General features: G+C 57.8%; 23 protein-coding genes. 21 read left to right on the top strand and 2 right to left on the bottom strand.

All coding sequences use genetic code 11. The features are described from left to right. The first annotated feature begins 134 nt into the window (after positions 1-134). From HYH07_RS02160 to HYH07_RS02070, 19 genes are all read left to right on the top strand, one after another. Positions 135-1,643 (top strand): glycosyltransferase family 2 protein, encoded by a 1,509-nt coding sequence (locus HYH07_RS02160; RefSeq protein WP_220000917.1) that lies wholly within the window; start codon positions 135-137, stop codon positions 1,641-1,643. Between the two features lie 55 nt (positions 1,644-1,698). Further along, the gene (locus HYH07_RS02155; RefSeq protein WP_220000916.1) at positions 1,699-4,098 is read left to right on the top strand and encodes a glycosyltransferase family 39 protein; all 2,400 of its coding nucleotides are present in this window, start codon (positions 1,699-1,701) and stop codon (positions 4,096-4,098) included. Positions 4,099-4,285: 187 nt separating this feature from the next. After that, entirely contained in the window at positions 4,286-4,885 is a 600-nt protein-coding gene (locus HYH07_RS02150; protein ID WP_220000915.1) for a winged helix-turn-helix transcriptional regulator, read from the top strand. Beyond that, the gene (locus HYH07_RS02145; protein WP_220000914.1) at positions 4,882-5,394 is read left to right on the top strand and encodes a transcriptional activator RfaH; all 513 of its coding nucleotides are present in this window, start codon (positions 4,882-4,884) and stop codon (positions 5,392-5,394) included. The genes HYH07_RS02150 and HYH07_RS02145 overlap by 4 nt, the downstream gene beginning before the upstream one ends. 193 nt (positions 5,395-5,587) lie before the next feature. Next, the gene (locus HYH07_RS02140; protein WP_220000913.1) at positions 5,588-6,448 is read left to right on the top strand and encodes an NAD(P)-dependent oxidoreductase; all 861 of its coding nucleotides are present in this window, start codon (positions 5,588-5,590) and stop codon (positions 6,446-6,448) included. Continuing rightward, positions 6,420-7,559 (top strand): radical SAM/SPASM domain-containing protein, encoded by a 1,140-nt coding sequence (locus tag HYH07_RS02135; protein ID WP_228749171.1) that lies wholly within the window; start codon positions 6,420-6,422, stop codon positions 7,557-7,559. Before HYH07_RS02140 ends, HYH07_RS02135 begins: the two co-directional genes overlap by 29 nt. An 8-nt stretch (positions 7,560-7,567) precedes the next feature. Next, positions 7,568-8,584, top strand: coding sequence for an N-acetylneuraminate synthase family protein (locus tag HYH07_RS02130; protein ID WP_220000912.1), 1,017 nt, complete (start codon positions 7,568-7,570; stop codon positions 8,582-8,584). Then, positions 8,581-9,258: a cytidylyltransferase domain-containing protein gene (locus HYH07_RS02125; protein ID WP_220000911.1), complete on the top strand. Its 678-nt coding sequence runs from the start codon at positions 8,581-8,583 to the stop codon at positions 9,256-9,258. Before HYH07_RS02130 ends, HYH07_RS02125 begins: the two co-directional genes overlap by 4 nt. Continuing rightward, on the top strand, positions 9,239-10,186 hold the full coding sequence (locus HYH07_RS02120) for a glycosyl transferase (protein WP_220000910.1): 948 nt from the start codon (positions 9,239-9,241) through the stop codon (positions 10,184-10,186). The genes HYH07_RS02125 and HYH07_RS02120 overlap by 20 nt, the downstream gene beginning before the upstream one ends. Continuing rightward, positions 10,183-10,881, top strand: coding sequence for a WbqC family protein (locus tag HYH07_RS02115; RefSeq protein WP_220000909.1), 699 nt, complete (start codon positions 10,183-10,185; stop codon positions 10,879-10,881). The genes HYH07_RS02120 and HYH07_RS02115 overlap by 4 nt, the downstream gene beginning before the upstream one ends. Then, the gene (locus HYH07_RS02110) at positions 10,874-11,512 is read left to right on the top strand and encodes a PIG-L deacetylase family protein (RefSeq protein WP_312016622.1); all 639 of its coding nucleotides are present in this window, start codon (positions 10,874-10,876) and stop codon (positions 11,510-11,512) included. Before HYH07_RS02115 ends, HYH07_RS02110 begins: the two co-directional genes overlap by 8 nt. Before the next feature lie 75 nt (positions 11,513-11,587). Continuing rightward, the gene (locus tag HYH07_RS02105) at positions 11,588-12,442 is read left to right on the top strand and encodes an ABC transporter permease (protein WP_220000907.1); all 855 of its coding nucleotides are present in this window, start codon (positions 11,588-11,590) and stop codon (positions 12,440-12,442) included. Between the two features lie 2 nt (positions 12,443-12,444). Next, positions 12,445-13,746 (top strand): polysaccharide ABC transporter ATP-binding protein, encoded by a 1,302-nt coding sequence (locus tag HYH07_RS02100; RefSeq protein ID WP_220000906.1) that lies wholly within the window; start codon positions 12,445-12,447, stop codon positions 13,744-13,746. A gap of 29 nt (positions 13,747-13,775) precedes the next feature. Then, positions 13,776-14,381: an acyltransferase gene (locus tag HYH07_RS02095; RefSeq protein ID WP_220000905.1), complete on the top strand. Its 606-nt coding sequence runs from the start codon at positions 13,776-13,778 to the stop codon at positions 14,379-14,381. Between the two features lies 1 nt (position 14,382). Further along, the gene (locus tag HYH07_RS02090; RefSeq protein WP_220000904.1) at positions 14,383-15,375 is read left to right on the top strand and encodes an NAD-dependent 4,6-dehydratase LegB; all 993 of its coding nucleotides are present in this window, start codon (positions 14,383-14,385) and stop codon (positions 15,373-15,375) included. Beyond that, entirely contained in the window at positions 15,368-16,072 is a 705-nt protein-coding gene (locus tag HYH07_RS02085; protein ID WP_220000903.1) for a sugar phosphate nucleotidyltransferase, read from the top strand. Before HYH07_RS02090 ends, HYH07_RS02085 begins: the two co-directional genes overlap by 8 nt. A gap of 39 nt (positions 16,073-16,111) precedes the next feature. Further along, positions 16,112-17,530, top strand: a complete 1,419-nt coding sequence (locus HYH07_RS02080) for a glycosyltransferase family 1 protein (protein ID WP_220000902.1) — start codon at positions 16,112-16,114, stop codon at positions 17,528-17,530. Positions 17,531-17,613: 83 nt separating this feature from the next. Then, a complete protein-coding gene (locus HYH07_RS02075; protein ID WP_220000901.1) occupies positions 17,614-18,507 on the top strand; it encodes a hypothetical protein in 894 nt (297 codons plus the stop codon). A gap of 205 nt (positions 18,508-18,712) precedes the next feature. Beyond that, complete coding sequence (locus tag HYH07_RS02070; RefSeq protein WP_220000900.1) at positions 18,713-19,900, top strand: SPASM domain-containing protein; 1,188 nt, start codon at positions 18,713-18,715, stop codon at positions 19,898-19,900. A 141-nt stretch (positions 19,901-20,041) separates the two neighbouring features. Here the strand turns inward: HYH07_RS02070 and HYH07_RS02065 are convergent, their stop codons facing one another. Beyond that, on the bottom strand, positions 20,042-21,199 hold the full coding sequence (locus tag HYH07_RS02065; RefSeq protein WP_228749197.1) for an acyltransferase: 1,158 nt from the start codon (positions 21,197-21,199) through the stop codon (positions 20,042-20,044). A gap of 293 nt (positions 21,200-21,492) precedes the next feature. On the opposite strand from HYH07_RS02065, the gene HYH07_RS02060 reads away from it, so the two are divergent. Next, a complete protein-coding gene (locus HYH07_RS02060) occupies positions 21,493-22,542 on the top strand; it encodes a hypothetical protein (RefSeq protein ID WP_220000898.1) in 1,050 nt (349 codons plus the stop codon). Here HYH07_RS02060 and HYH07_RS02055 read toward each other — a convergent pair. After that, the gene (locus HYH07_RS02055) at positions 22,539-23,915 is read right to left on the bottom strand and encodes a hypothetical protein (RefSeq protein WP_220000897.1); all 1,377 of its coding nucleotides are present in this window, start codon (positions 23,913-23,915) and stop codon (positions 22,539-22,541) included. The genes HYH07_RS02060 and HYH07_RS02055 overlap by 4 nt on opposite strands. A 418-nt stretch (positions 23,916-24,333) precedes the next feature. Here HYH07_RS02055 and gmd point away from each other — a divergent pair, with 418 nt between their 5' ends. Further along, on the top strand, positions 24,334-25,404 hold the full coding sequence (gene gmd / locus HYH07_RS02050) for a GDP-mannose 4,6-dehydratase (RefSeq protein WP_220000896.1): 1,071 nt from the start codon (positions 24,334-24,336) through the stop codon (positions 25,402-25,404). Positions 25,405-25,440: the final 36 nt, after the last annotated feature.

The following is a 25,440-nucleotide window of genomic DNA, read 5'->3' as shown; positions in this document are numbered from 1 at the left end:
TCCCGTTGCATGCTGCCTTAGCACCAAAACTTGCCGCTTGAGCGGCCTGTCAAGTTGACAGATGGGCGCGGATCGGGTCCGTGTCCATGAATGTAGCGGCGGGGAATTGGCCACAGTAAGTGCGAGGTAGGCCTTTGGCGATCGAGATTATCCATCCGGAGGACGAAATGGATGGCGGAGCTGAGCTGGAATCTTTGCGCAACCAGGTCGTTGCGCAGGCGAGGGAGCTTGCGACACTCCGGTGGGAAATGTCCGTGTTGGCACGGAAGCATCCCATCAGTGGCCAGGCCACGCGGGTCAAGTCATCTCTACTAAAGCGGTTCCCAAGGCAGGCCGCGCGCATATTGCAGTTGCGTCGGATATTGCCGCGGCTTGCGAAGGCGAAACCGCAGCCTGTCCAGGCGCGGCGCGGGGCGGAAGTGATCGCTTTCGGCGGTCTCTCCCTCGCTGGGCCCGTTCTCTCCATCGGGGATACTTCTGTCGCTCGCCGGCTGAAGGGGGAAATTGCCGGAGCCGAGCTCGTTACGGTCACGGGAGGCGCTGGTGTCGGAAGGTCGCTTCCCGTTGCCCCTGCGAACGAGCCGACACTTCGCCCGCCGGAGGAGGGTAGCTTCGTTAAGGCATTGATCGACGATCCGAACATGCTGAGGCAATTCGGTACGATTGTGGTCGATGCCGCCGATGATCTGAGCCTTGGCGTGTTGCGGGGGCGCCTCAGCTCGGGCCAGACGCTGGTTCTCGATGTCATGACGCCGGCATCGCCTGCTTCACCGCTCGCCTCCGAGCTTGGCGACCCGCAAGCGCGCGAATCCTCATTGCGTTCTTACTCGAATTTCCCGGCGGCTTGGCTCGACCCGATCGATCGAAGCGGTCGCCCCGTCGTGTCCCTTGTCAGCCAACTGGATTGGCCCAAGATCTCGGTCGTCATGGTGAGCTTCAATCAGGCCGCGTTTCTCGAGGAAGGACTCAAATCCGTTCTGGACCAGGGCTATCCGAACCTGGAATTTATCGTCGTAGACGGCAATTCGACCGACGGAAGCCGCGACATTCTCGAGAGGTATCGTGACCGGGTGGATCATCTCGTGATCGAGCCCGACAAAGGTCAATCAGATGGCTTGAACAAGGGATTTGCGCGAGCGACGGGCGATATTCTCACGTGGGTCAATAGCGACGACCTGCTGGAGCCCGGCGCTTTGTTCCGAGTCGCACAGGCATTTACTTTTTCTGGCGTCGACATCGTGGCAGGAGGATGTCGCCAGATCGGCCTGTCACGGAATACGATCATCGTGGATCATCACAATCGATTGCCGTTCGGGATTCAGGTGCCGCTGCCCCTCGGGCTGCTTCTTGAAATGGACCGGTTCTGGTTGACGGGAAGCTTTTTCTATCAGCCTGAGGTTTTCTTCAGCCGTGACATCTGGAAGCGCAGCGGCGGCAAGCTGCGAACCGATCTCTATTACGTGCTGGACTATGATCTTTGGGTTCGGATGGCGGCGGCAGGCGCCAATGTCATCCATATTCCCGACTTTCTGGCGTGCAGCCGGACACATGAGCAGCAAAAGACCACCGTCGGCATGCCCAACATGCCGGAAATCAAGCGTCTGCTGCAGGAGTATTCCAGTCGCCTACGCGATCCACCGTAGACGAAAACGGCCCGTGCCAGATTTCCCCGACCCAGAGTCCTGAGGCGGTCACCTCATGCATTTCCTCGCCTTGATCTACTTCATCGTGCTGTCGTTGATTCTGGCGGCGGGTGTTCGACCTCAGAAGTTGGGTGGCTTGCGGACAAGCCTGGCGGTTTTTGTGTTGATCTGGTCGGTCTTCATCCTGACCGCGTTGGCATTGTCCTTGTTTTCGGCGATGGACAGCGCCGGACTTTACGTCGCCGTCTCACTGCTGATCGCGGCGGCGACGAGTCTCTGGCTGCGTTCGCTTCAATCAACAGGCCAATTGTCGTTTCCCGAATTCGCGTCGCCTTTCGATCCTCTCACCAGCAAAATCGTCGCGTGGTTCCTGGCCATAAGTTCAGGGATCGTATTGATTTCGGTGCTGGTGCTCGCGTGGGAGCTTCTGCCGGCCAATCCAGACAGCATCGTCTACAGGTTTTCGCGTGTCTATTGGTACATAAGCCATGGTTCGCTGGCGCACTTTTCGAACCAGGGAGAACCACGACCTCAATTCTACCCCTTCAATGGGGCGATCGCCTACTTCCCGCTGGTCTATTTTCAGTTCGGTCCGCGTGCTTTTTCGTCAGTGTCACTCGTTTGCTGGTTGGTGATCGCAGCAACAACATACGTTTTTTCACGCGACCTTGGCGGACCACGGATCGTCGCAGCAGCCAACGCCTGGTTGATCTGGCTGACACCCAATATCCTCGTGCAGTCGCTGTCCACCAATGACGACATGATCGCCGCCACGCCCCTGCTGGTGGGACTCTATTTTCTGTACCGCTGGTTCCACGGGCGCCGGGCTTTCGATGCGCTGATCGGGGTTGCCGGTGTCGCTATCAGCGCAGGCACAAAACTTCACATCGCTTTCTATTTTCCGCTGGTCCTGGCAATCGGGCTGGCGCTTCTCGTCCACTATCGCGCGACGTGGAAGGAAGTCAGGACGTGGCTGACGATCCGCGGGCTGAGTTTTGTTGCTCTCCTCTGTGCGATCGTTCTGGTCTTTTCGGCCACCTTCCTCGTCTACAACGTGGCTGCTTCGGGACAGCTCTTCGCGTGGGATTTAGCGGCGCAGGTTCAAAACCGGCCCTTCCACTTGGCGGTGGCCCTGCAGAGCATCGTGCTCTTCGCTTCGCAGATGGTGCTTACGCCGATTGCAGACTTGCATTTCCCCCAGTGGCGAGCGTCCCACTATGAGCGCTTCAATGACCTGTTCGCTCCGCTCTTCACGTGGGTCAATAACGGACCGGAATTTACGTCTGCATTCTATCGCTTCAACGGGATCAATCCCAGCGGTGCGATCATGTTCAATGAGCAGACCCTGCTCCTCGGATTTACCTGGGTATTGATTATTGTCTCGGCGCTGTGGCTGACACGCAAATGGATAGACCCACGTGCTTCATGGGCGCGCTTCCATATCGCCTCGTTCCCCGTCTGGTTCGTGACCTACGCAGCGAATTCGCGTTACATCGAGGGTGTCTCGGTATACTTGGCTTATGCGATGGTCGTGGTCGGGCCTGCGTTGGTGTACGCCTTCGCACCGATTCAACGGGCAAGCATCGCTCGGATCAGGCTCATCTTGCTTGCCGCAATCGCGATGACCCAGATATTCTTTGCAGCGAGCATTCTGCTTACCAATCCGGTCAAGAACCTGCTGTTGCTCGCGCGCACGCCGGAACGCCCGATCTCGAAGGGCTTCCTCGTTGATCCGTCCGTGACTGATGAAATCGGTCGCGCACGAGATGGTCTCTACCAATATGTGATCGGCTGGGGCCAGCCATATTGGGCCTTCATGGCCTATCATCCGGAGATCAAGCAGTTTCTGGCGTCTCAACCTACGCCCCTCACGGCGCCCCCCGGCGAAGCGGATGATGCGGTCTCTGTTGCGTTGCGCTACAGCCGCTATGCTCTGATGCCTCGGGCTGACTCGAAAGCATTGCACCTCTATTCGTTTCCGCAAATTCCGGCCTATGGTCGCGCAATCGCCCTGCGTATCCCCGACAAGGCTTCGCCGGGACTGACATTGATGGGGCAGATGCTCTTTGCCCTCGGACCCGAGTGGGTCTTCGGAGCCGGCAACGGAGTCGAAGGTCGCTTCGCAGGGCGCGACAAGTACATTGTCATGCAGTTTGTCGAACCGTCGGATTTTGGCCGGAACGCCGAGCAGGTTGTGCGCATTTCTCCGGTCATCTATGGGCTGGGCGTCAAGGACGATCTGAAGTTCCGATTCGAGATCAAAAATGATGGGCAGGTGATCTCGCAGTCGGATTGGCAGGCCGTGCCGTCTGTCGATCTCGCGACGACCGGTATCAAGCCGGGGTCTGTGCTCTTGACGATGTACGTCCGTAATGACAATGCGGCTGGTGCGGTGCACTCGACCAGCGTGATCCTTCAGAGCACCAAGCCAACAGTGCTCCCCACGGTGGACTGACAACTCAGACGCGACTTTGGTTCTGCCGGTTCGCGTAAGCCTACGCTAACCCATTGATAAGATGAATGTTTTCAGTGTTCGCGAGATGAACGAAAGCGCTTGACGTTCATGATGTGAACAAGCTAGTGTGCGCCCGCGAACGGGAGGCTGCAGCATCAAGTCGACAGAGACGGAGAAGACTCGAATAATGCTCGGGTTGCTCGAGTCCGTGCAGCGTGGCGAGGCCCACTCGCAGCGGCATCTGGCGTCGGAGCTGGGCATCGCCCTGGGCCTCGTGAACGCCTACCTCAAGCGCTGCATCAACAAGGGTCTCGTCAAGGTGTCAGTCGCGCCGGCCAAGCGGTATGCATACTACCTCACGCCAGGTGGGTTCGCCGAGAAGTCGCGGCTGACAATCCAATATCTCTCCTATTCCTTCTCCTTCTTTCGACAGGCGAAGAAGGACTTCGTCACCCTGTTCGAGGCCGCGCGCGCAGCCGGGATTCAACGCATTGCAATTCTTGGAATGTCCGATCTTGCGGAGATCGGTGCCATCTGCGCCCTGGATTGCGGCATGACGGCCGTTGCTGTCGTGGACGCTCGTTCCGAGCTGCGTGCCTTCCTTGGCATGCCGGTGCGAGGCAGTTTCGATGAAATGTCAGACAGTTTCGATGCCGTTCTCGTGACCGACATGACGGATACTCTTGCGGCGATCGACATGGCGGTGGCGCGGTTTGGTCCCGAGCGTGTTCTGGTGCCGGCGCTGCTTGATCTTCGCGGCCCCGATGCAAAGCGGGGCGTGGCATGAGGACGAGTTCTTATCGCTGGCATGTCGTGCGGACGCAGGTTCATGCCGAGGGCAGGGCGGCGGCAAACCTTAAGCAGCAAGGTTACGACGTCTATATGCCGCGCTATCTCAGGCAGCGCCGTCACGCCCGTCGCGTTGAGGTGGTGCCGGCCCCGCTGTTTCCTCGCTACCTTTTCGTTGGGTTTGACGCCGCGAGCGCGCGATGGCGATCGATCCAGTCGACCTATGGTGTGTCGCACCTCGTCTGCCACAATCAGGAACCCGCGATCCTGCCGGACAGTGTCATAGCGGAGCTTCGTGCGCGGGAGGACGATGAGGGGATCGTTCGTTTCCACCAGGCGCCGCAATACGCGCGCGGCGACAAGATTCGCGTCATTGGGGGCGCCTTAGGCGAAAGCCTGGGTTTGTTTGAAGGAATGGCGGACCGCGATCGTGTCGCGGTTTTGCTGGACCTTCTGGGCCGCAAGGTCCGCGTCATCCTCGACCGGGAACTCGTCGCCGCCCATTGAGCAGCGATGTCTCGGCGAGTCCAGCCACAGCCTGTTTGGGAGAGTCAGACTCACCCGGACTGCGGTAGCCTGCCTGATTACCAGCTGTGAAGTCATCTGCGACAAAACCTGAGCCGATAGGCTGCGCGAGCGAGACAATGATAGGGCAAGTCCGGTGTGTTGAGGCCTGCGAAGCATAAGATGCGGTAGCCTCATGTCGAAAGTGATCGTTACGGGAGCGCCGGGCTTCATCGGTACACATGTTGTCGCGCGTCTGCAGCGGGCGGGTTACGACGTTGTCGCTGCCGGTCGCGACCTCGGCGATGTGACGGACGCTTCCTTCTGGAGCGGCTTGCCTCGAGCCGAGCATCTCATTCACCTGGCTGGCCGAAGCTACGTCCCGGACAGTTGGCAGTCTCCAGCTGGTTTTTATTCGGAGAACATCACTGGCGGCGCCCTTGCCATCGAATATTGCCGCCGCGCGTCAGCACATCTGTTGTTCGCCAGCTCTTACGTGTATGGCCCCCCGAAACGATTGCCGATCGATGAGGATCATCCGCTTGCGCCCGGCAGCCCGTATGCGCTGTCGAAGGTCCTGGTGGAGCAGCTCTGCGCATTTCACGCGCAGGCGGATCAGCTTCCGGTGACGATTGTACGTCCCTTCAATGTGTTCGGCCCCGGACAGAGGCGTGAGTTTCTCATTCCGGCCATCATCGACCAGATCAAACGGGGCGGCGATATCCACATCAAGGACATGAGACCGCGGCGCGATTTTCTTTTCGTCGAAGATCTTGCCGCCGCCCTCGAACTGACGTTGCATTCTCCGGGAGGACTGCGCGTCTTCAACCTGGGTTCCGGCTCCTCCTACTCCGTCGCCGAGGTCATCGACATGGCCCAGTCTATTGCGGGGACGCAACTCGTTGTCCGCTGCCATGACGATATAAGGCAGAATGAAATCGCCGACGTGCGCGCAGATATCACGCGCGCACGATCGCAACTCGGCTGGGAACCCAAGAACTCGTTGCGAATGGGGCTGAAGCTCATGCTTGCGGGAAGATGCGCGGAGCAGAGTTGAGCCGTTTGGATCAAATGTACGTCGGGGAACATCTATGAACACGCGGTACGTGCCCATCAACAAGGGCAACTACTCGATGGATACGGCCGAACGTCAAGCCGAATTCGATCGCAAACTCGGTGGCGCGTGGCCTCAGGGCTACGCCGAGTATCGTCGGGCGTGGTCCGAGAATCCCACGTCCGAGACAGTGACGGATTATCCGCTGCTGGTCGACATCGAGCTGTCGTCGATCTGCAATCTGAAATGCCCGATGTGCTACACCATCACGCAGGCTTTCAAGGAGCACGTCAATGTCAAGCGGATGGACTGGGCGCTGATTCAGAAGATCATCGACGAAATCGGTGGGAAGGTGCCCGCGATCCGACTGAGCCTTCGGGGAGAAGCCACGCTCAACAAGAATTTCGCGGAATGCATCCGCTACGCCAAGGCGAAGGGGATCAAGGAAGTTTCCACGCTCACGCACGGCTTCAAGCTGACCGTGCCCTATTTCGCGGAGATCGCCGCAGCCGGAATCGATTGGATCACGATCTCCATCGATGGTGTCGGAGAGACCTATGAGCGCATACGGAGCCCTATTGGGTTCGAGGAGCTCCTGCAGAAGATCCGCGACATCAAGCGTTACAAGGACGAGCATGGACTGGATCGTCCGGTCATCAAGGTTCAGGGCATCTGGCCTGCGATCAAGGAAAACCCGCAGCTCTACTACGAGACGTTCGCCCCGCTGGTCGATCTCGTGGCATTCAATCCGCTGATCGACTATCTCGGACGCGATGACGAGACGGACATATACTATGTCGACGGCTTTACATGCCCTCAGCAGTATCAGCGGCTCGTCATCGGAGCGGATGGTCTTGTGATGAAGTGCTCGAATGATGAGGAAAACCGGGAAGTCATCGGAGACGTCAAGACGCAATCCGTCCATGAGATCTGGCATGGGCCCCAGATGCAGGCGGTCCGCGACATGCAGCGCCGGCGGAATGGGTTCATGGAAAGCCCGGTTTGCCGGAAATGCTATTTGCCGCGGCGTACTGTCGATGAGGAGACAACCATTGATGGACGCAAGATCACCGTGCGCAACTACGTGAACAGGCCCCAGGTTATCGGCAAGTAGGATAGAACGTGTTTCGTCGATATCGCCCCGACCGCTGCTATATCATCGCCGAGATCGGCGGAAACTTCACCACTTTCGAAGAGGCGCGCCGCTTGATCGATGCGGCGGCGCAGTCCGGTGTTGACGCCGTCAAATTGCAGACCTACCGGGCTGAAACGGTGGCCAGCCGCGTGGCGATGTTTGTGATGGAGAACACCGGCGTTACCTCACAATTCGATCTTTTCAAGAAGTACGAGATCGGGGCTCAGCTTCACCGCGAGGTTTTCGCTTACGCCGAGAGCCGGAATCTCGACTGGTTTTCGACTCCTTCACATGTCTCTGATGTCGACTTTCTTGAGGAGTGTGGTGTCGGCGCCTACAAGATCGGATCGGACGACGCAGCGAACTTGCCTTTTCTGCGATACGTTGCCCGCCTGCAAAAGCCCGTAATTCTCTCGACGGGCATGTGTACCTTGGAAGAAGTTCACGAAGCGGTTGACGCGATCGTGGGGGAAGGTAACCGCAAGCTGGTCATCCTGCACGCGGTGACGAGCTATCCGACGCATCCGGAAAACGTGAACCTGAAGGCGATACAAACCTTGGCGCGGGAGTTTTCCGACTTCGACGTAGGGTATTCAGATCACACATTGACTCCCGTTGCGAGCCTTTGCGCCGTGGCCATGGGAGCCCGCATGATCGAGCGGCATTTCACCCTCGACAGGAATGCCGAAGGACCGGATCACCGGCTTTCGGCCGATCCTGACGAAATGCGCTGGCTGGTCGATGCCGTCCGGTCATTGGAGGTCATGAATGGAAGTGGGATCAAGGAGCCGGCCGCAAGCGAGATGGAGACGCGCGTCAATAATCGAAAGAGCATCGTGCTCGAACGTGAACTCGCGGCCGGCTGCCGGCTGACTGCAGAGGATCTCGTGATCAAACGACCGGGGACGGGCATCGCGCCAAAATATCTCGAGGACGTCGTAGGGCGTACACTCGTCCGCGCGATGGGCGCCGATGCGGTTCTTCAATGGGACGATCTGGCGTGACGACCGGCGTGGTCATTCAGGCCCGAATGGGGTCGACGCGATTGCCGGGCAAGGTGCTGAAGCCGATCGCAGGCCGGCCGTTGCTCGACCATGTGGTCGGCCGTCTTTCGATGATGCGTGCCAATGCTGTTCCGATCGTCGCTACGACGGTCGAAAGCAAGGACGACATCATTGCCCGGCGCTGTACCGAGTTGGGCGTTGAATGCTTCAGGGGCAGCGAACTCGACGTGCTCGCGCGCTTCACCGAATGCGCGCGCGTCTATGCGCTTGATCATATTGTGCGACTTACGGCCGACAATCCGTTCACGGATATTGAAGAACTTGATCGGCTGATCGAGCTGCATCTTGCTGCCGGCAACGACTACACGCATTCCTTTGGTGTGCTGCCGGTCGGAGTAGGAGCGGAAATATTCTCTCGTGCGGCGCTTGAATCGAGTAACCGCGACGGCCATCGCGCCAATCATCGTGAGCACGTCAACGAATACATTCAGGAGAATCCGGCGATCTTCAGGATCGGCCAGCTTGCCGTTCCGGCCGCGAAGAATCATCCCGAGGTCTCGCTGACTGTTGATACCGAGGCGGACTACGTTCGCGCCTGCCGTATCGCCGAAAGCCGTGCCGGCTGCTGGATATCCACCGTGGAAGCTCTGGCGTATGATCGCGCTCTGCACTGAGTCTTCCCATACTCGCGGGATGGGACATCTATTCCGGGCGATGGTGCTCGCAGAGGGGCTGCGCGCCGCCGGCCACGCTGTCAAATTCTATGTCAATGATCATCCTGCGACAGCCGCCCTTCTGATCCAGCGTGGATTGCCGTTTGAGGTCGTTCCTCTGGAAGACATCGAGCGGAATTGGGAAAGCAAGGTCATTGAGCGTGACGACATCAAAGTTTGGGTCTTTGACCGTCACCGGACCGATCAACGCTCGGCGCACCGCATTAAAGCAAAGGACATACCTTTGGTCACATTTGATGACCGAGGCGGGGGCGCCGCGCTGGCCGATCTGCATATCGCGGCTATGCCTTGCGAGGATGGGAGAGAGTTTGCCGGCAAGCGCGTGCTTACTGGTATCCGGTATTTGATGCTGGACCCCGCCATCGCGGCGTTTCGGCGGCAAAGGTCCGCCGTCGAAAGCATGGTCGTGACGCTCGGAGGCGCCGATACCTACGGGGTCACGACGAAAATAATGCGCCTGCTCTCGGGCAGGGCGCTACGCAAGACAGTCATCCTTGGTCCCGCGTTCCTGCACGAAAATGATCTTGCGCCTCATTGGACATCGGATTTCGTGATCAAACGTTCTGTTCCTTCCCTCATCGAAGAGTTCGCAAGGCATGACGTCGCCGTGACGGGAGGCGGAATGACGCCATTTGAGGCGAATGCTGCCGGCCTGCCCTGTATTGTAGTGGCGAACGAGGATTTCGAAGTACCCGTCGGACGAGAATTGGCAAAGTTAGGGGGGGCGGTGTTCGCCGGCCATCACAGCGCGCTGGACGAATCCTTGTTTGCGCTGGATCTTCCTGTCGCGAAGATGAGCCGTGCGGGAATTCAAGCCGTTCCGATCGACGGCACCCAGCGCGTCGTCGAGGCCATCGTCGCTCTATGAGCAGGACCGTCGTCATCCACCAGCCGGATTTCTTACCCTATCTCGGCTTCTTTCACAGGTTTCTGCAGGCCGATTTGTTCGTCGCGCTTGATCATGTTCAGTTCGTTCAGCACTCGAGGAATGCGTGGTCCCATCGGGACAAGATCAAGACCGCAAGCGGCGAGCGCTGGATGTCCGTGTCGGTCAAGAAGTGTCCGATGAACACGCCAATCAAGGACGTGCGGCTTTCGGCCAACAGCCAATGGCAGCAGGCCAATCTCAATTTGTTGCGGGAAAACTATCGGGGCGCGCCGTTCTTTCGCCCTATCTTCGACCGACTTGAACAGGTCCACAGGACGCCGTTCGAGTACATGGCGCAGTTCAATCTCGCTCTGATCGACGTGGTCTGCGAATGGATAGGGATTGAAATCCCGCGAGTTATGTCCAGCACGCTCGTGTGCTCGGGCCGCAAGAGTGAAATGATTGCCGGCATCGTGGCGGATGTCGGCGGGGATCGATATCTTTCCGGCACCGGGGCGCGACAGTATCATGAGCAGGAACCGTTCGACCGCCGGGGCATCGAAGTCATCTGGCAAGACTTCACGCATCCCGTTTACCCCCAACAATTCGACGGATTTATTCCGTATCTTTCGGTCATTGACGCCTTGTTCAATTGTGGGCCGGAAGCCACAGGCGCGATGTTAAGGAGTGCATGACTTGAACGTATTGGCAATTGGTGCCCACTTTGATGACGTGGAGCTCGGATGCGGTGGCGCCCTCGCCAAGCACAAGAGCAGGGGCGACAAGGTTTTCGTCTATGTTGCCACGGACTCGGAATATTACACGCCCGATCGGACGCTCGTGCGCGGCAACGAGACCGCCCGCGCCGAAGGCGAGGAGGCGGTTCGAATCCTCGGGGCGGACGAGCTGATCTGCGGATCATTCAAGACCTTGGAAGTCGAATTCACCGATCCTCTGAACGTGGAGATCTTGCGGATCGTCGAGCAGAAAAAGATCGACATGGTCTATACCCACTGGATCGGTGACGTGCATCACGATCACCACGCGATCGCGAAGGCCTCGCTGCATGCCTGCCGGCATGTGCCGCGGCTGTTGATGTTTCGGAGCAACTGGTATCACTCGCCAACTGATTTTCGGGGAACGTTCTTTGTGGACATCACCGATTATTGGGACATCAAGGAACGAGCCATACGTGCGCATCGATCGGAGATCGCGCGAACCCACGAGCGCTGGATTGCTTTCTTTCGGCACGAGGCTGAAAACGCGGGGCAGCGCATGGGTGTTCGGTTCGCGGAGGTGTATGAGGTCGTGAAATGGATCGAATAGAGCGCGTCGGCGCCACTATCAATCCGGGATCGGAATCCGCTTCAAAGAACGAGCGTCAGACGAATGGGTATCAGGTTGAACGACATTGATGAGGCGACTTGGGACGTCACGATCGCGCCTCGCCAAGGTCTTCTTGATCTTGGCCTGGAAGATCTTTGGCGATTCCGCGACCTGGTGAGGTTGCTGGCGTACCGCAACTACATGGTGAACTACAGGCAGACGGTTCTCGGCCCGCTCTGGTATGTGGTCCAGCCGCTGATGACGACCGCGATATTCACGATGGTCTTCAAGTTCATCGGGGCGCTGCCGACCGATGGAATACCAGCCGTTCTGTTCTATCTCTCGGGAATTGTCGTTTGGTCGAATTTCGCGACAAACCTGATGTCGACTTCCGACGTGTTTGTCGCCAACATCGGTCTGTTCGGTAAGGTCTATTTTCCTCGCCTCACGGTGCCAATCGCCACTGTCTTGACCAATCTGATCGCTCTGGTGGTTCATTTGGCGCTGTTTCTGCTGATGTACCTGCTCTGGATTCTGTGGGGAGCCGAAGCGAGACCTTCGCTCTGGATGATCTGTTGCCCCTTGTTGTTTGGGGTCAACATCGCTATGGCGTTGGGTGTGGGGCTCTCCGTATCGGCCCTTACCACGAGGTATCGCGACCTTGCTTCCATGCTCGGGAGTGTTGTCCAGTTGTGGATGTATGCGTCCCCTCTTTTCTATCCATTGTCCCAGATCCCCGAGCGGTGGCGGCTTCTGATGGCTCTTAATCCCGTATCGACGATGATCGAGATATTCCGATATATGGCTTTCGGCAAAGGGACGTTCTCCGCCTACTCCATCGAGATCAGCTTGATGGTCGTCGTTTTTACTTTCGCGAGTGGCCTTTTGTTGTTTCGGCGGGCCGAACTCATCGCGGCGGACACGGTGTGAACATGGGGTCCATAGCGATCAACGTTGAACATCTGAGCAAGGAATACCGGCTCGGCGTAATCAACCACGGAACGCTGGCGGAAGACCTGCGACACCGGTTCAAGCGCTGGCGGGGCAAGCCCGACGGGCAGCAGTTGCTGACGGCGGCGGAGCCTGCCGTCGCCCATGAGCCGCGGTTGCGGGAAGGGCGCTTCTACGCCCTGGAAGATGTCTCTCTGGATATCGAGCAGGGCGCGTCCGTCGGCGTGATCGGCGCGAACGGTGCGGGAAAGTCTACGTTACTGAAGATATTGTCGCGCATCACGGTGCCCACGTCCGGCCGCGTCCGCGTCAAGGGACGTTTGGCCACGCTGCTTGAGGTCGGCACCGGCTTTCATCCAGAATTGACGGGGCGGGAGAATATCTACTTGAACGGCGCGATTCTCGGCATGACCCATCAGGAGGTTCGTCGAAATTTCGATGAGATTGTTGATTTCGCCGACATCGATCAGTTCATCGATACTCCGGTAAAGCGCTATTCGTCCGGGATGTATGTGCGACTCGCGTTCGCTGTCGCCGCACATCTCGAGCCAGAGATACTCATTGTCGACGAGGTGCTGGCGGTAGGAGATTTGAACTTCCAGAAAAAATGCTTCGGAAGGATGGACAAGGTCGGGCGCGAAGGCAGGACGGTGATCTTCGTGAGCCACAATCTTCCGGCGGTCGGCCGGCTTTGCCCCAAAAGCCTCCTGCTGGAGGATGGGCGGCTGGTTGCGCACAGCAACACCGTGGATGTGATCGCGACTTACGTGAAGCGCGGGCTGACCGAAGCGCCGGCCGATCTCACTTTCGATCAGCCGCTGGTGGAGGGGAAGTGCGGCAAGATTCGTCGGATATCCCTGGAGAACTCAAAAGGACAGGTCGCCGGCAGCGTCGAGCTCACGGAACCGTTCTACGTGTCCGTCGAATACGACATCGTCGAGCCGGTTGAAAAGCTGACCGTCAGCATCGAAGTGCATCTGGACGAGCTGCAGATGACGATCATCTCTTTGAGTGACACCGAGCTGGAGCCTCAGCGCCTGGAGACGCGCAAGCCCGGACGATACAAGGCGCGGGTCCGGATTCCCGACCGTATCCTGAACACTGGTGTTTACCACATCCGTTCGGGAATGGTTCGGGGAAAGGAAATCGTCGATGTCATCGAAAGCCCCTCGTTCCAGATCGAAGATCACCTGCAGATAACCGATATTGTCGGGTTTAGCCGGAAGAGCTCGATAAATGCGTTGCAGCTGCCCTGGACGGTCGAAAGGCTGGGGACGCCTTGACCTCAATCGTGAGGAGCATCGTCACCTTCGTGCGCTGGCGCCTGGCGAGGCGCAAGGCTGCCCGGTTTGGCCGTCCCAGATATCTGGGGCGCGGCTTCGAGGTGGGGCGCGATGTCTGCATCGATGAAGGGGCGGTCATTGGGCATGATGTCAAGATCGACGGCAATATCACCATCGGCGAAAACGCCGATGTCGGAAATGGGGCCCTGCTGCTCGGCTCGATCGTGATGGGCGCAAATGCGGTGGTCGGCCGTCAGACCTACGTGGGGACCGGCCCCGAAGGACAGATTGCAATCGGAAACAATGTCTTCATAAATGACTTCTCGAAGATCGGAGCCATGAAGCGCCTGATCATCGAAGACCATTGCATTTTCGCTGCTTTTCTCGAGATCACGGATGCCGAGCACGGCACAGGCGCGGATCAGTACGTTCAATACGCGCCCATCACCGCCGAGCCGGTCAAAATCGGGGAGGGTGTGTGGCTCGGCAGTCACGTCGTGGTTTTGAAGGGAGCCTCGATCGGCCCAAGAAGCGTCATCGGGGCGCATTCGCTGGTCAAGGGCGAGATTGCGAGCGATTGCATTGCGTTCGGCATCCCGGCCCGCGTGCACCAGTCCAGGCCTGAGTATTCCTGACATGTCCCTTGAAGGTAAAAAAGTTCTCGTAACCGGAGCCGATGGTTTCATCGGGTCCCATCTGGCTGAGACGCTGGTCAGGGCGGGGGCATCCGTACGGGCGATGACGCTGTACAATTCGTTCAATAGCTGGGGGTGGCTCGACGGAAGCCCGTTATTGCACGAGCTCGATATCAGATGTGGCGACGTTCGTGATGCCGATTTCGTCCGCGCCGCCGTCAGCGGTATGGATATCGTCTTTCACCTCGCCGCACTGATCGCGATCCCATATTCGTACCAGGCACCCCGAAGCTATGTGGATACGAATGTCTCGGGTACGTTGAACGTGTTGCAGGCCGTGCGCGATCAAGGCGTTGGCCAGATTTTGGTGGCCTCGACCAGTGAAGTCTATGGAACGGCCCGCACGGTGCCGATTTCGGAAGCGCATCCCCGCCAACCACAGTCGCCTTACAGCGCCACCAAGATCGCCGCTGACGCACTTGCCGAAAGCTTCCATCTCTCTTTTGCGACACCCGTGACGATCGTGCGGCCGTTCAACACCTACGGTCCGAGGCAGTCTGCTCGCGCGGTGATTCCGACCATCATGCTGCAATTGCTTGGCGGGGAGCGCAGGATCAAATTGGGAAACCTGCGTCCAACGAGGGATCTGAACTATGTTGAGGATACCTGCCGAGGATTTCTCATGCTTGCCGGGTGTCAGCAATCCATCGGAAAGTCGGTCAATGTTGGTAGCGGGCGCGAGATAGCCATCGGGGACCTTGCTCTGCTCATCGCGAAGATCGTCGGCTCCGAGATCGAAATCGTTCACGACGAGCAACGCATGCGTCCGGAGTTCAGTGAGGTCGACCGGCTGCTCTGCGACAACACTTTGATCAACTCCCTGACCGGATATCTTCCTTCCATAACTCTGGAAGAGGGCCTTCGCCGCACGGTCGATTGGTTCAGGGAATCCGAAAATCACCAGCGATACAAGGCCAATATCTACAATGTCTAGGCGCGCTGTCATTCTCGCGGGTGGACTCGGAACGCGATTACGTCCATTCACCCTGACGATCCCGAAGCCGCTGGTGCCGATCGGATCGCGACCCGTGCTGGATATCGTCATCCAACAGCTTGCCGCGGAGGGATTCGAGCACATCACGCTGGCGATCAGTGCCCATACGCGCCTGATCCGCGCGTTTTTCGGCGACGGCAAGGATTGGAATGTGAATATTGACTATTCACTCGAGGACCAGCCTCTGAGCACGATGGGGCCGCTCAAGCTCATCGGCGATTTGCCGGAGAACTTCCTGGTCATGAACGGTGATATCCTGACTGATCTCGCATTCGACGAGTTTTACCGGCGGCATGCCGCGGCCGAACGGCTATTTACGATAGCATCTCATCGGCGCGAGCAGTCGATCGACTACGGCGTCTTGCATTCTGAAGAGGGGCGACTCGTCCGGTTTGAGGAGAAGCCGAAGGTCCCGTTTGAGGTCAGCATGGGCATTTACATGCTGAACAGGCGGGTTCTTTCGTTCATACCGGAGGGAGTGCCGTTCGGCTTCGACGACTTGATGAGGCTGCTCATGCTGCGAGGCGAGCCCGTATTCGTCGAGCCGTACGGGGGATATTGGAAAGACATCGGGCGGCCTGACGACTACGAATCTGCCGTAGCCGATAACGAAGCGGTCCCCGAGCGCTTCACTTGAACTGCTCGCTGCCGGCGAATAGCACAGATTGCACAAAGAATGAAGGTTGGTCTCTTCTTAGGGAATATGTCTCCGACGGAGGGAGGCGCTTACACGCTCGTGGTCAATCAATTGACCGCGCTAAGTCGGCTGTACGAATCCTGTGGGCACACCATAGTGCTTTTCTATCGCAAGCAGGGCGAGGCGCTTGCTGCACAGTTCGGCAAGTTTCCGAGTGTCAATCTGGATGCGCAGAGGTTCGGGGTCAACACTCAGCAAGAAGTCGACGAGATTGTCCGCCGGCAGGAAGAGCAGCACGCTGCGGAGCTCGAACAGCGAGCTGCGGAGTTCGCGCAGCGCACGAAGGCGTTTGAAGCGTTCCTTGTCGAGAAACGCCTGTTTGAGCAGCGATTGGCAAGGATCAAGCGGTTCTCGGACTTCGCCATGAGGGTTTACGCGGCCTTGTACCGGCCGGTGTCACCCGAAGGCGAGATGGGTCCGGTGCCCTCAGCGCGGGTGGAAGAGAAGACGCAAATTCTGGAGGCCGACCCGTCATCATGGATCTGCGATATCTACCAGCGTGAGGAGATACAATTTGTCCTGTATCTGGCGCCCTGGTTCGAGGACGTCGTCGTGGACGTTCCCTTCGGCATCGTGGTGTGGGATTTGCAGCATCGCGGCAGTCCATGGTTTCCGGAAGTCAGCACGGGGGCGGAATGGAATCGGCGAGAGCAGAGCTATGCGCGGATTCTGCGCCGGGCGACTGTGATCTATACTGGTACCCGGTGCGGAGCCGAGGAAATCGCCGCCTACTATCAAGTGCCGCTACAACGCATCAAGGTGCTGCCTTTCGTCGCCCCAACCGACGTGCTGGAGGAGGCGCGTTCGGCATTGAAGGCGACGCCGTCGAAGCTCGACACCCCTACCGAATATCTGTTTTATCCAGCACAGTTCTGGGCACATAAGAATCATGTGCTCGTGCTCGAGGCTTGCAAGATTGTTCGCGAGAAGTCGGGCTGGAACCTCGGCGTTGTCTTCACCGGTTCGGACAAGGGCAACCAGAACTATGTTCGGGACTATGCACGCCGCCTTGGGCTTGATCGCGATGTGAGATTCCTGGGCTTTGTGGACAGGATCGATATCCTCGATCTCTACCGACGGGCATTTTGTCTCGTGTTTCCGACCTTTTTCGGTCCCGACAATCTGCCTCCGCTGGAGGCGTTTGCGATCGGATGTCCCGTGGTCGCGTCGGACATTCCGGGTGCGCGCGAGCAGCTCGGAGAGGGGGCGATCCTGGTCCCTCCAACCGATGCACAGGCTTTCGCGGATGCTATATTGAGTCTGCGCGACGGTGAGGTCCGAACGAAAGCCGTCGACGCAGGGCTTGCGGTCACCGGGAGTGCAAGCTGGGACGACTATGTGCAGCGAATGATCGATTCTTTGGACGAGTTTGCTGCGATCCGTCGTAGTTGGCCGTAGTCGCCATCCGATGGCCAGACGGTGCGCGTTGGGATACGCGCGGCGATAGGCTGCGATGTGCTTGGGTGAAGGCGAGGCGTGAGGTGGCCAAGTTGACGAATATGTTCTGGGGAGCGATGCCCCACGCGCTTTATCAGCGCTTCAAGGTCGATCAGCCCGAGAGGCTTCGATTGCGGCAGGAAGCCGAACGATTGAAGCATCCGTTGGAATTGTCCGCACGGAACGCCGAATTCCGGCATCGGCACCAGGGACAGCGTTGCTTCATTCTTTGCAACGGGCCGAGCGTGAAGCGTCAAGACATCACGGTATTGAAGGGCGAGCACGTTTTTTCGGTCTCGAGCGGCTATCATCACCCGGACTATTCGACCCTCAGCCCGATCTATCACTTCGTCCCGCAGCTGACCTATGGGCTGCTGACGCGTGAAGATGCCATAAACTGGTTTCGCGAGATGGACGGCAGACTCGGGCGCGCAACCCTCTTTCTGAACTACACGGAGGAGGCGCTGGTCAGGGACTCCGGATTGTTCAGGGAGCGCGATATCCGCTACGTCACATTGGCGGGGACGTTCCAAGACTACGATCCGTTGGCTCTCCCGGATATGTCGGAGCGGATCCCCGGTGTTCAGTCGGTTGCGATCATGTGTCTGATGGCTGCGATGTATATGGGATTCACCGAGATCTATTTGCTCGGAACAGATCACGATCACTTTCGAACCGGCGAATATAACTACTTCTACGAACCGACCTTGCTGAGAGGGAAGGATCCATCGACCGATACCAAAGGCAATATCGTCGGTAGTTTGTACGATGAGCTTTCAGCGCTCAAGGTGCTGTGGGAGCAGTACCGGTGGATCAAACGGGTTGCGGGGCTTCATGGGATACGCATCTTCAACGCCTCGGCGGGTGGGGCGCTCGATGAGTTTCCGCGCATAGATTTGACGGCAGCCGCGGCCTCGGGCGGTGCCGGAACGGGATAGTCGCGGACCTGCTCTCGCGCGAATCCGCCTTGGCTATATCAGGCTGGCCCGACCCCAGGGCAAGGCAGTAAGGTTGGGGGGCGAGCTGCGTCGTTCTCACGCCGGTTGAATCATGCAGGCGCGGCATGAGTTAGGTTCGAGCATTGTGGTGTTCCGGGGACAATTCGGCTGCGGAAGTGGTCGCAAAAGTTGGATCAGGCAAGTCATGCATAAAGAATCTCTCAAGCGCCTTCTCGGCACAGTCAAAGTGCGCGGCCGACCTATCCTGCTTGAGGCAGCTCGCGCCTGCGCCCGGGCCTATGTTCGACTGGGCCGGCCACGGCGGCAACCGCGAGCTCTGCTGAACAGCTTCTTGAGTACGACAGCGGCGCGTCGTGTTGCGGTCACCTGGAAGCGCAGATTCGTCGAGCCCGCGATACTCGCCCGCACAAAAAATATCGTCCAGAAAAGACCGCTGGACCTCAATATTGAAGTGACGAATTTTTGCGCGGCAAGCTGCGTATTTTGCCCGAACTCCAAGGTGAAGCGCAAAAGGTCGGAAATGGATATGCATACCTTCATGAGGCTTGCTGCTGACTATTACGTCGCTGGCGGCGGCGCCTTGGGGCTCAGTTCGATGCAGTCTGACGTGTTCTCCGATCGACTGTTACTGAGGCGACTGAAGCATTTGAAGGATGGCTATGCGGAGCCAGGCCGGTTTTACGTCTATACGACAACTTACCTTGTCGGTGCGGCCAAATACTCGGACGAGGATCTTGAGGCGGTTCTTCGTCGCATCGATTACTTGCAAATATCGCTCGGGGGTACAGACCGCGAGAGCTACAAAACCATGTACGGGGTCAACGCCTTTGAGACAGTTCGAACGCAGCTGCGCCGCATAAAGAAAATCGTGGAGGAGAAGAACATCAGGATGAGACTCGCTCTGATGTTCAGGACACAGCACCCGGAGCTAACGTTGGGCTCGGAATTGATGGCCGAGCTCGGTGATACCTTCGAAATTGGAGAAAATCGTAACTCCTTCTTTTCCTGGGGCGGCATCATTCAGGAAGGCGATCTGCCGGAGGGAGCAAATCTGGTGGTCACCGACAACAGGGAAAAGCGCGCTGATTGTGCCGTCGCATATGCGTCAATGAGCATTGGGGTTGACGGTACGGTCGTCGGATGCGGGTGTGTGGATTGGAATGCCAAGCATGTTGTCGGCAATGCAGTCACCGACCATTGGCTCAAGGTTTGGAGAAGCGAGAGTGCAGTTGCATTTCGAGAAGCCTTTTCGCGGGGTGACATTCCGCAGCTCTGCAAGGATTGCTCACTCTACGTACCCGTGGACGAGGCTTTTTCACGAGATTCGATGAAGGACTATCAGCCCGCTCGCGGGCTCTGGTACTTGCAGTAGGCGCTTTGCGTATCGCGCGGCTCATCAGGCGTGGGCTGTCGCGCTTTGGGATGTCGTCGCGAATTCCCATGGGCAATCTCCGCATGGGTGTGCAAGAGGCCCTATGCCATTCAAAAACAGCAGTCCGACGGCCACCGGGATTCAGTGGGCGGGTGCCTGTTGCAGGATCGCCTTTCTGGAAGAGTATGGAACTAGGGGCTTGAGGCCCAAAAGAGGTCGCTCGATAAAACGGTAGCTGAGATAGCCGACGAGATACATTATGGCAATTTGGACCACTAAATGCCAAAATGTCCCTAGGGAGGTGGCCAGCCATGGCGCGACACCCGTTAGGCTAATCAACACGGGATTCTGGAACAGGTAGATGCAGAAACTGTACTTGCCGAAACTCTGAAACAGGCGAACTCCGGTAATCCATCTGACCCATCCGTCGATCAAAATGCCATGCAGCAATAGGGCTCCATACAACCACGATATAGCGGTGAGGCCCCCGCGCATCATAAGTGGCTTGTACGAGTTGGGCAGGCTTGGAGGTCCAAGCAACCAGTCGAAATAAAGTATGCCGCCTAGGATCAGTGCCGGTAGCCACCAGTTCCGCGCGACGAAAAGAAGAGCGCCACCGTGCTTCCCGCTATCAAATATGATCCGGATGATCGCTCCGATGCAAAGACCGTCAAGGTGCGTAAAAGTGAAGTAGAATATGTTTCCCGGATTTGCGGACGGTTGCGACATCAACCAGCATCGTAGTGATACTGTCATGCAGAGCACCACAATGGCGACAGCGGCCAATGTTCGTGCGTTCACGAATTTGGCTATGGCTGACCAGGAAACATAGAACTGTTCTTCGACCGCGAGGGACCACGTAGGCAGGAGATAGCTGATTGCCGCGATGTCAAAGAAAGGTCGGAGATTTGATAGAAACGCCCAATAAGGCCAAACGTCACCCTTGACCAAAACCGAAGATCGATAGACGTCTGGCGCGAGCAGAGCCAATATTGAGACTAGCGCGAGAAGAAGAAAATAAAGCGGGAAAATTCGGAGCGTGCGATGCCAGTAAAACGCTCTGAAATAATTGTGAGCCGTTCGATTGGCGACGAGAATCCCCGTTATCAGAAATCCGGAAAGCACAAAGAACAGATCAACGCCCGTCCACCCGAGCCGTGCAAGCCAGACAATCGGCTGCATCCAAATACTATCGTGGTCCTGCGGTCCGATGTGACACACCAGGACGCCGAGCACCGCTATTCCACGAAGGCCGTCGAGAGCTGGGAACCTCGATGTCTCTATTGGTGCTGATGTCATAGGCAAGGGCAATACCATCACAACTCGAGCGGGATCAACTGCCGGAGCTGAAATAACGCGAAGCTGCCTATGGGCAGGTTTGGGCCGCTGCCCTGGACAATCCTGTCTCTCCGTGGATGAGCGGTCCAGCAGCGCCTCTTTGCGCCCCGTCAGCGGGTAGGACGACAAAGGAACATGCTCCTATCCTTGATTTCGTTTTCCGCTTACTCAAGAGCTAGGGGCCTAACGGCGTCAGGTCAGGGAGTTCAAGCAATGGCAACATTTTCCCACATGGAAACATCTGGAGACCAAGGTTGATAGGTCCATTCTTCGCCCGCCTCAGCCGAGCCCTCACTCGGGACGTCAGTCTACAACTGGCTGCCGCGACCCGCGCGCTCGAGGCGTTGTCTGAAAAAGTTGCGTCCCTTGCTGCAGCGACGACGGACTCCGCCGATCTGCAGCGTGAGGTTCGTCAGCTGAAGATGATTGCGGGCGCCCAGGCGGCAATGACGGTCTCTCGATTGGAGAAATTGCCTGCGCTCGGGGCCGCCGGCTTTCGAGTCAGTTCTCAATGGGGGGAAGATGGGATCATCGAGTGGCTCGTTTCCAACCTGCCGACCTTGAAGCAAAGCTTCGTCGAGTTTGGAGTCGAGCACTACGTGGAAGCCAATACGCCGTTCCTGTTGCAGCATCGGAATTGGCGCGGATTGATCGCAGACATATCCGCGGAAGCTATCGAAGCCGTCCGGAAAACGGATCTGATGTGGCGCCACGACCTGACTGCAGTCCAGCTCCAGATTACCAGGGACAACATCAATGACCTCTTCACGCGATATGGTTTTGATGGAGAGATCGGACTCTTGAGTATCGATATCGATGGAAATGATTATTGGGTTTGGAATGCGATAACGACTGCGAACCCCGGCATCGTAGTCTGCGAATACAACGGGCTGTTCGGGGACGTGTATCCGATTTCGGTGCCTTACGACGAAAATTTCTACAGGACCGAGAAGCACTACAGCAACTTATATTGGGGAACATCCATTCGCGCACTGGAGCACCTGGCGAACTTGCGCGGTTACACGTTCGTCGGCTCCAATACCGAAGGCAATAATGCTTTCTTCGTCAGGAACGACCTGGCGAGCCAAATCGAAGGCCGCATCGCGGACAAGCGTCCCCGACCTCCGCTGTTTCGCGAGTCTCGTGATGCGAATGGCGCGCTAACTTATTTGTCGGGCTTGCGGCGTTCCGAAGCCATTTCGGAGATGCCCGTCGTAGATGTGGTCACCGGTGAATTGCGGCCGCTCGGACATTATGGACGTGGGCTTTATTCGAAGGATTGGCTCGAGCGTTTCGGGAACTAGTTGCGCGGGAGGTGCGGCGACGTTGAGGCAGCGGCAGAGAGCCACACGCCGAGGGCTTTGGAGAGAGTAGATTTGAGCGCTTCGATCGATTGTTCATCCTGAAACGCATCGAAATCGAAGGTGTCTTTCGGCTGGCCAGCGAGCCAGCCGAGCTTTTCCAGGATGGTGTCAACGTTGCCTTCGGGGGCACAGGCGCCGATTTTCAATCGGTGGACGCGTTTGCCCATCAGTGAATCCTCGGTCACCAGAATGGGGCGGCGAAATCCAGCTGCCTTTGTCAGGGAATTCGATGAACTATTAAAACCCTGGTAGACGGCATATAGGATATCGCAGGCTTGAATGATGCTGTTGTAGTCGGGCTCGCTCGCTATGTATCCTTCGAAGAGGAAGACGTTTTTGGGCGGATTTGCGTAAAAGGACCGAATTCGGCTCCGATGCTCATCGAAGCTTTCCCAGTTCGCCTTGCCTATGATCGCGAAAAAGAACCGAGCGGGATCCGCGGCTGCAATGACGTCGAGCAGCGTCGCAATACCCTTGTGCGCGGCGATCGAGCCGATCTGCAATACGACGGTCCGATCACCAGCGCGCTTACGGATTTCACGGGCGAGCTCACTGGGCTCCGTCGGTAGTTCCAGATCGGCCACGTCTGGCGCAAGTGCGAAATGCAAATTGGGTGCGGCTTTCGCATAGGCAGGAATCGCGGAAGGGACCAGGAACAAACCACCACGCGCCTTGGCCGACTTGAAATAGCCCTCAACAGGCTTGGTCGGCTCGCTGATCAGCCGCGGATGAAACAGAATCCCGGCCCATGGTGCGGACTGCGGGCGGTCGAGGACAGCGATGTTACGCGGTTGCTCGGCCATCATATCGAGATAGAGAAACAGAATGAGATCGGGCGCGGCCTCGCCCGATATGGAAGCGACCGTGTCGATGCAATCGAGCGCAGGATTGAACGAAATTCGGCTCACGTCAGAATGGAAGCGCAGGTTCAGTGCGCGCGCGAATTCGGTTTCCAGTAAACGGCGACCAAGTGCACGCTTGATCCGAACCATCTGCGACCGAAGCTTGCCGTATCGCACTCCGATAGATCGCAGCAAAATATCGAGCGCGCCGTTCTTCGAGACGAGTTGAGTCCACGTGATGGATTCCGTCCCGGCGGTGCCACCCCGGTTCGGTTGGTCGACAGAAAAAAAAGCAAAGGAAGGCGCCAGTGCAGGCGCGTTTCGGGCCAAGTAGCTGATCGTCTCAGCGTCAGTTTGAGCGACAAGTACCACCCGGTGTCCCAATTCCAAAAGTGCCCGCGAATAGAGCCGCGCGTAAGCGTCGAGATGCCCTCGGCCCGAAATCGGATTGACTAGGAAAATGGATGCCATGATTTAGTGTTCGAAATCTCAGGATAATTGCCGGCCGTCCGGTTCTGGAAAAGGTCCTTAATTCCAGTTGTCTGTCGGAGTTTGCTAGGGCGCCATCCCGCAAGATGCGGCTTCCGGGTTCGGTACCTCTGCGTGTGATTCAACTAGCGCCAATACACTGCCTATTTCAAGGAGGCCCGCGTGGCAATTGAGTTCAATGGGCGGTGTTCCGTGGGAAAGAACCGTTTGATCCAGCACTGCTATTCTTAGGTGATGATGCCCGATGCAATGCGGCTGCTATCGCGCTTTTCTGGCTCGATAGAGGAATTAAGTGGTACATGACCAAGTACTTGATTATTAATGCAGGTCTTGGATATAGACGGACGGGACTGCCCAGGTGAGATCAGATCCATGATACGATTAGCAAGCGGGACTTCGAATGCGTGAGCGAGTCGCTCTCATAACCGGTGTGACGGGTCAGGACGGCGCTTACCTTGCCGAATATTTGCTGTCGCTCGGCTATGTCGTGCACGGCATCAAGCGGCGCTCGTCCTCGTTCAACACCGCGCGTGTCGATCATCTCTACCAGGACCCGCATGTCGGCAACGTGCCGTTCCAGATGCACTACGGCGACATGACGGATTCGACCAATCTGATCCGCCTGGTCCAACAGATCCGCCCGACCGAGATCTACAATCTCGCCGCCCAGAGTCACGTCGCGGTCAGCTTCGAGAGTCCGGAATACACGGCCAATGCCGACGCCATCGGCGTGCTGCGCCTCCTGGAGGCAATCCGTATCCTCGGCATGGAGAAGGACACGCGGTTCTACCAGGCCTCGACCTCCGAGCTCTACGGCCTCGTGCAGGAGATCCCGCAGAAGGAGACGACGCCGTTCTATCCGCGCTCTCCTTACGGCGTTGCAAAGCTCTATGGCTATTGGATCACGGTGAACTACCGCGAAGCCTACGGCATGTTCGCAAGCAACGGCATCCTGTTCAACCACGAGAGCCCGATCCGCGGCGAGACCTTCGTCACCCGCAAGATCACCCGCGGCGTGGCGCGGATCGAGGTCGGGCTCGAGCAGACGCTCTATCTAGGTAACCTCGAGGCCAAGCGCGACTGGGGCCACGCAAAGGATTACGTCGAGGGCATGCACATGATCCTGCAGGCCGACAAGCCCGACGATTTCGTGCTGGCCACCGGCGAGACGCGGTCAGTCCGCGAATTGGTCGAGCTGTCCTTTGCCCATGTCGGCCGCCGTGTCGAATGGCGGGGCAAAGGCGTCGACGAGACCGGCGTCGATGCCGTCAGCGGCAAGACGGTGGTGAAGATCGACCCGACCTATTTCCGCCCGACCGAGGTCGATCTTCTTATCGGCGACGCCAGCAAGGCGCGCAAAGTGCTCGGCTGGAAGCCGAAGCGGACGTTTGCGCAGCTGGTCGAAGAGATGATGGCAAGCGATCTGGCCGAGGCCAAACGGGACATCGTGAGTGGCAAGCGTACCGTTTGAGCTGAAGGGCAAGAGCGTCTACGTCGCCGGCCATCG

Source organism: Bradyrhizobium sp. BR 10261 (assembly GCF_019455395.1).
In the GTDB taxonomy this organism is placed as follows: domain Bacteria; phylum Pseudomonadota; class Alphaproteobacteria; order Rhizobiales; family Xanthobacteraceae; genus Bradyrhizobium; species Bradyrhizobium manausense.
Note: the sequence above shows the minus strand (reverse complement) of the source record. Positions and strands in the feature narration are given on the sequence as shown.

What these genes read in the sequence shown, in the direction of transcription:
- HYH07_RS02085 (WP_220000903.1), top strand. Translation starts at nt 15,368, where the DNA reads ATGTCTAGGCGCGCTGTCATTCTCGCGGGTGGACTCGGAACGCGATTA.
- HYH07_RS02145 (WP_220000914.1), top strand. Translation starts at nt 4,882, where the DNA reads ATGAGGACGAGTTCTTATCGCTGGCATGTCGTGCGGACGCAGGTTCAT.
- HYH07_RS02140 (WP_220000913.1), top strand. Translation starts at nt 5,588, where the DNA reads ATGTCGAAAGTGATCGTTACGGGAGCGCCGGGCTTCATCGGTACACAT.
- HYH07_RS02065 (WP_228749197.1), bottom strand. Translation starts at nt 21,199, where the DNA reads ATGACATCAGCACCAATAGAGACATCGAGGTTCCCAGCTCTCGACGGC.
- HYH07_RS02100 (WP_220000906.1), top strand. Translation starts at nt 12,445, where the DNA reads ATGGGGTCCATAGCGATCAACGTTGAACATCTGAGCAAGGAATACCGG.
- HYH07_RS02150 (WP_220000915.1), top strand. Translation starts at nt 4,286, where the DNA reads ATGCTCGGGTTGCTCGAGTCCGTGCAGCGTGGCGAGGCCCACTCGCAG.
- HYH07_RS02070 (WP_220000900.1), top strand. Translation starts at nt 18,713, where the DNA reads ATGCATAAAGAATCTCTCAAGCGCCTTCTCGGCACAGTCAAAGTGCGC.
- gmd (WP_220000896.1), top strand. Translation starts at nt 24,334, where the DNA reads ATGCGTGAGCGAGTCGCTCTCATAACCGGTGTGACGGGTCAGGACGGC.
- HYH07_RS02090 (WP_220000904.1), top strand. Translation starts at nt 14,383, where the DNA reads ATGTCCCTTGAAGGTAAAAAAGTTCTCGTAACCGGAGCCGATGGTTTC.
- HYH07_RS02120 (WP_220000910.1), top strand. Translation starts at nt 9,239, where the DNA reads ATGATCGCGCTCTGCACTGAGTCTTCCCATACTCGCGGGATGGGACAT.
- HYH07_RS02155 (WP_220000916.1), top strand. Translation starts at nt 1,699, where the DNA reads ATGCATTTCCTCGCCTTGATCTACTTCATCGTGCTGTCGTTGATTCTG.
- HYH07_RS02055 (WP_220000897.1), bottom strand. Translation starts at nt 23,915, where the DNA reads ATGGCATCCATTTTCCTAGTCAATCCGATTTCGGGCCGAGGGCATCTC.
- HYH07_RS02080 (WP_220000902.1), top strand. Translation starts at nt 16,112, where the DNA reads ATGAAGGTTGGTCTCTTCTTAGGGAATATGTCTCCGACGGAGGGAGGC.
- HYH07_RS02115 (WP_220000909.1), top strand. Translation starts at nt 10,183, where the DNA reads ATGAGCAGGACCGTCGTCATCCACCAGCCGGATTTCTTACCCTATCTC.